At 41.2% G+C, this 4,974-nt stretch carries 7 protein-coding genes; 5 read left to right on the top strand and 2 right to left on the bottom strand.

From position 1 onward, the window contains the following. Nucleotides 1-103 precede the first annotated feature (103 nt). The 4 genes from NJ959_RS25410 to NJ959_RS25395 all read left to right on the top strand — a co-directional run bounded on the left by NJ959_RS25410 (nucleotide 104) and on the right by NJ959_RS25395 (nucleotide 3,870). Nucleotides 104-1,240, top strand: coding sequence for a branched-chain amino acid ABC transporter permease (locus NJ959_RS25410; protein ID WP_254014547.1), 1,137 nt, complete (start codon nucleotides 104-106; stop codon nucleotides 1,238-1,240). A 27-nt stretch (nucleotides 1,241-1,267) separates the two neighbouring features. Beyond that, entirely contained in the window at nucleotides 1,268-1,588 is a 321-nt protein-coding gene (locus tag NJ959_RS25405; RefSeq protein ID WP_254014546.1) for a hypothetical protein, read from the top strand. Between the two features lie 32 nt (nucleotides 1,589-1,620). Next, nucleotides 1,621-2,502 carry a hypothetical protein gene (locus NJ959_RS25400; RefSeq protein ID WP_254014545.1) on the top strand — a complete coding sequence of 294 codons (882 nt, stop codon included), beginning with the start codon at nucleotides 1,621-1,623 and terminating at the stop codon, nucleotides 2,500-2,502. A gap of 129 nt (nucleotides 2,503-2,631) precedes the next feature. Continuing rightward, nucleotides 2,632-3,870 carry a hypothetical protein gene (locus NJ959_RS25395; RefSeq protein WP_254014544.1) on the top strand — a complete coding sequence of 413 codons (1,239 nt, stop codon included), beginning with the start codon at nucleotides 2,632-2,634 and terminating at the stop codon, nucleotides 3,868-3,870. 96 nt (nucleotides 3,871-3,966) lie between these two features. Here NJ959_RS25395 and NJ959_RS25390 read toward each other — a convergent pair whose 3' ends face one another. Next, nucleotides 3,967-4,428 carry a protein tyrosine phosphatase family protein gene (locus tag NJ959_RS25390; RefSeq protein WP_254014543.1) on the bottom strand — a complete coding sequence of 154 codons (462 nt, stop codon included), beginning with the start codon at nucleotides 4,426-4,428 and terminating at the stop codon, nucleotides 3,967-3,969. Nucleotides 4,429-4,598: 170 nt separating this feature from the next. On the opposite strand from NJ959_RS25390, the gene NJ959_RS30320 reads away from it, so the two are divergent. Further along, the gene (locus tag NJ959_RS30320; RefSeq protein WP_256529786.1) at nucleotides 4,599-4,733 is read left to right on the top strand and encodes a hypothetical protein; all 135 of its coding nucleotides are present in this window, start codon (nucleotides 4,599-4,601) and stop codon (nucleotides 4,731-4,733) included. Nucleotides 4,734-4,760: 27 nt separating this feature from the next. Here the strand turns inward: NJ959_RS30320 and NJ959_RS25385 are convergent, their stop codons facing one another. Next, nucleotides 4,761-4,931: a hypothetical protein gene (locus NJ959_RS25385; RefSeq protein WP_254014542.1), complete on the bottom strand. Its 171-nt coding sequence runs from the start codon at nucleotides 4,929-4,931 to the stop codon at nucleotides 4,761-4,763. Nucleotides 4,932-4,974: the final 43 nt, after the last annotated feature.

Genomic DNA, 4,974 nt, shown 5'->3' with positions numbered 1-4,974 from the left:
GGCGGATTGTGGACATTGCTTACTTTACTGGATTTGGCGATCGCAATTTTTAGCCCACTACTCCTACAATTATTTTCACAGCGACGATCGTTTGCAGGAGTCAATGGTTAATTATCTAGTTTTTCTGGCCATTTCAGCGGCTACCTACGCCCTATTTAGTCTGGGGTTAAATTTACAGTGGGGTTTCACGGGTTTAATCAACTTTGGGCATATTGCATTTATGACTGTTGGGGCTTATTCTACGGTGTTATTAAGTGCCCTTGGTGTCCCCCTGATTCTATCGGTGTTGATTGGAGCTGTTTTAGCGGCTATCTTAGGGCTGTTAATTGGGATTTCTACTTTGCGCCTGCGAGAGGATTATCTGGCGATTGTCACGATTGGGGTTTCTGAGGTAATCCGATTGGTGGCTTTGAATGAGGAGTGGTTGACAAAAGGATCTTTTGGGGTGCAAATTGAGCAACGTTATCTCCCCCTCGCCACTTTTAACCCGACTCTTTTCAGTAAGTTGGTGATGATTGGGATATTAACTGCGATCGCTATTTTAGCTTTATGGCAATTATGGCTATGGCTGCGGCGAGAGTGGCGACAGGTACAAATGCCAATTGGTTTGGCAATTTCTGGGATAATTGCGACACTATTAATTTTAACTCTATACGGGACTGGGGCAGTAGCGCTGTATGACTATTCCTATAAGGCAGGTTTGATGCTGGTGTCTTTGGTGGTACTGACGCTAGTTTATTGGTTTTTGGAACAGTTAGTGCGATCGCCTTGGGGTAGAATATTGAAAGCTATTCGGGAAGATGAGGAAATTCCCAAAGCTTTGGGGAAGAATGTTTTTTGGTATAAACTACAAGCCTTTATGTTAGGAGGTGCGATCGCAGGGATTGCTGGTGCTTTTTACGCATGGCAGATTACCTCTGTTTATCCTAGCAATTTTGAGCCGTTAATTACTTTCTACGCTTGGACAATTGTTGTTTTGGGTGGCGCAGGTAATAATGCTGGGACTATTATTGGCTCGGTTATTTTCTGGGCTTATTATGAAGGTACTCGTTTTCTCCCTGTAATTTTGGCTTTTCTGGCGAAGTTTGTCCCGCCATTAGCACCAGCCGTAGCATTTATCGATGATTCCCGTTTGGGCGCTTTTCGGATTATGCTGATTGGCTTGATTTTGATGGTATTGATGGTTTGGCGACCTCAAGGTATGTTAGGGAAAAAGGATGAACTTACTTTGGGGAGTTAATAGCTAATGGTTAAAGGAGTAAATGTCATGAAATATGCTGGCCTTTGGCATATCACTGAGATGTCTAATTGGGATGAAGATTACTTTAATATGGAGGTACAGGCTTATATTGAACTTGATGAAAGAGGATGTGGTGAGTTTCAATTTGGTTTAGTCACAGGACAAATTGATGGTGAAATTGTGCAAGATGGAAAGGAGGAAAAGCTGGAATTCACCTGGGAAGGCTGTGACGAAAACGATGAAGCGTCTGGGAGTGGTTGGTTAAGATTTAAAAATAAAGATGTATTAGAAGGTAGAATCAAACTTCACAGTGGAGATAGTTCTTTACTTTCAGCCAAACGAGCATAAAATAGATCGCAAATATCAGGGGGTAAACTCAGATGGCAAAGAAAAACCTGGAAAATTCTGAAAACGATAGCAATCCCGGCAATGGCGCAACTACTGACTTGTCAAATCATCTCCTCAATGGCTTGACTCAAGAGGAAATTGCTCAACTAATCGATGCACTCTTTGGGGTTTTATCACTGGAATTGCAACAGTCTGCGATCGCAAAACTCGATCCTGGTACTCAGGAAACTGTCCAGCAGATTTTGGCTCTACCTTCTAGGATAACACAAAATTCGGCATTAGAAACTCCTGCCATTTCCCTGGCAAAGCAGGCTCAAACCTGGTGTAATCTTTGGCAAGATTGGGATGGGATTGTCTGGGAAGCTTCTGAAGAAGAAGGGCTATACATGACTCAAGATGCCCACTGGGAACCTCCCTACTTTGACACGACTGCATTTAGTGAAGATTTAGATGGAGTCGCAGATAAGATGCTGCCTCTCATCCAGACAGCATTTGACCATGACTTTACACCAGATTGCAGTTTTATTCCAATACTTCTAGAAGCAGAATCAGAGATTTTAAATAGTTTAGAAGAGTGGAACGAATTATATGATGGATTGCCTTTAGGGCGGCAAGTAACTCAGTGTGTATTGGCATGGGAATGGCTGGTTTATTCCCGACAAGGAGAGAATGCCTTTAATTTTGTGAAAAAGATTCGCCAGTCAGAGCTAGAATTTTTGAAAATAACCTTTGATGATGATACCATCCTTAATTTCTTCATCCAGTTACCTGAAACGGATCGAGAAAATATTTTTATAGGATTAGCTGAAATAAAAGTATCTGAATCTACTCATAAAGCGTTATTTTCATCCTGGCGTAATTATATTAATCTTCAATACGATATTATGAAACCATTGTGGCTAATTGGCGAGTAGTTCATCAACGGCGCGGCAAACTGTGGAAAGCAATGAAACAAGCAGGATTAAGCTGGTAATAATGACGATAGAGATAAAGCTAAGTCCGTCGTGTGATTCATCTCTTCTTGAATTAAAATCGAACTTATTATGAAGACAAAACGCTCAAAAAAACACCCATTTCGATTGCACAAGTTTTGGATAATTCTGCTAGTTGCAGTCTTAGGATTGATCGCTTTACATCAGGACTTCAGTAGACATCTTCGGAAATTAGAATTTAGCTCAACCAGCACCAAAATTTCAGATTATTTGTTAGATATAAGTAATGAGTGGATTGGCGTATCGCCCCCTTCTGCGGAAATCGAGCGTCTCGCTATTGCCACCACCATGACTCCGAATGCAGAACAAATTTTCTATCAGCAAAATCCTACAATCGAGCCCAAGGAAACCTTCTTTCAAGTCTGCCAAAAAGTCCGAAAGATGAACGACACCCTGGTTCTATTTGGATGTTATTCTAGTAATAGTAAATCCGGCAAAATCGCGATTCAGTCAGTTACAGATACTCGATTCCAAGGTTTGATGGAAGTGACGGCAGCCCATGAGATGCTCCATGCTGCTTACAGCCGCCTCAGTCTATCGGAGCGCAACAGTCTCACACCCCGGCTCAAACAAGCCGCCCTGAGAATCACAAACGAGCGCTTGTCTAGGGTGTTAAAGCAATACGAAGAAAAAGACAGCGCCCTATTTATCAACGAATTACACTCGTATATCGGGACTGAACTTGACGATCTCGGCGATCCTGAACTAGAACAATACTATCAGCGTTACTTTCGCGATCGCAATCAGGTAGTGATGCTGGCACAGAAGTCTCAAGAGACGGTGAGAAAATTAGATGAGACAGCCAAGCAACTCAAATCAGAAATTAACGCCCTAGAGGCCAGCCTAACGCAAACTCAGCAAACACTCAAGGAGCGCGATCGCAATTTGGAATCCCAGAAACAAAATCTGGATAAGTTGCGATCTGATTTAATCAGTTTTAAGGAACAAACAGAACAATCCTATCGGGAAGGTAATGCTTCTCCAGGATTAGGGTATCAGTTCGAGCAAATGCAGTTTAATTACAATGAAAAAGTGCGAGAATTCAACGAGCAACTGCGTCAACATCAAGATAATGTTGCTGTCTTCAAAGAGCAATTTGAGAACTATCAACAGAAAGTGAATGCTTACAATGAAATTACTCATCAAGAGCGAGAGCTTTTCGCTGAATTCAAGGCTACTTCATTGGATTCGACTAGCAATCCGTCTGGCAATCAAAAGAAAGAGGAAGTGCCACAAGTAATCGAGGATTTAGAGAAATTGGAAAAGATAATGGATGGCCTAAAAAAATAATAGAGAATTCACCAGTGTTAGGACATCGTAAAACTCCATAACTTTTTTATAGCAAGAATTTCACTTCAGGCATAATTCCATGGTGCAACGGAATTCTCATTCGTCGGCATACAGCATCAGGGTGGCTTCGATAAAGTTTTGCCAGATTTCATTAGGTTGCCAGATTTGTTCGAGATAGCGACGGGCAACTTCTTCGATGTAATTTTTCCGAATTCGATGGTAAAGGTAAATCATTCCCGAGACGCGCATATTTTTGGCACAATGAACCCAAACCTTCCGTTCAGAATTCTCATCAAGTAGGTTGGCAAAATCTTCAAAGTCACTTAATGTTGGATATTCCCAATCAATAGGAATACTGACATATTCCATTCCCAAACTTTCTACGAGGATATTTTCATCGGGATTCCAGTTACTAGAAGTGGGAGTTGCCAAATTGATAACGAGACTGTAACCTGCTGATGCGATGGCTGTAAACTCTTCTGGATTAGGTTGTCCGGAGGTAGCCAGGGTGAAAGAAATTGGTAGAAATGCTTGGATTTGTTGGAGTGGTGATGTCATAAATATTCGTTGCTTATTATAGATTCTCTTTGTCCGGTGATATATTGCATCACAATATCAAATTTCTTGTTCAATGTCTCAATCTGATATTTTAATTCACTCACCTCACTTTCAAGTCGATCGATTGTGTCATGATGTCATTAGAATAGATATGTAATTAGGATTGCTATATGACAATTGTACTAGAACTAGAGCATGAAATTGAATCGCGCTTGATAGCCCAAGCAGCAGCACAAGGTAAATCAGTTGAGGAATTGCTAAAAATCATTATCCAACAGTTGCTTGTCACTATCGAACAGCGATGAATCTTAATTTATTCAAAAACTCGCACCCTAATAAAGAGGAATTGCAGCAAATAATCGAGGATTTAGAGAAATTGCGACAGATAATGGATGGTATGGAAGAATAATATTAGGTTTTTGCGATCGCAATATGGCGATATGGCGATATGGCGATCGCAAATCAATCCTGTCGGATGTAGAATGAGATGGAAACAATCGCACCCTGGCACTTCTAGGCGAATATTATGACCCTATTGCAAGTTCA

The organism is Limnofasciculus baicalensis BBK-W-15 (assembly GCF_024178385.1).
Classification (GTDB): domain Bacteria; phylum Cyanobacteriota; class Cyanobacteriia; order Cyanobacteriales; family Coleofasciculaceae; genus Limnofasciculus; species Limnofasciculus baicalensis.
The sequence above is the reverse complement of the archived record's forward strand: the minus strand, read 5'-3'. Positions and strand labels throughout refer to the sequence as shown.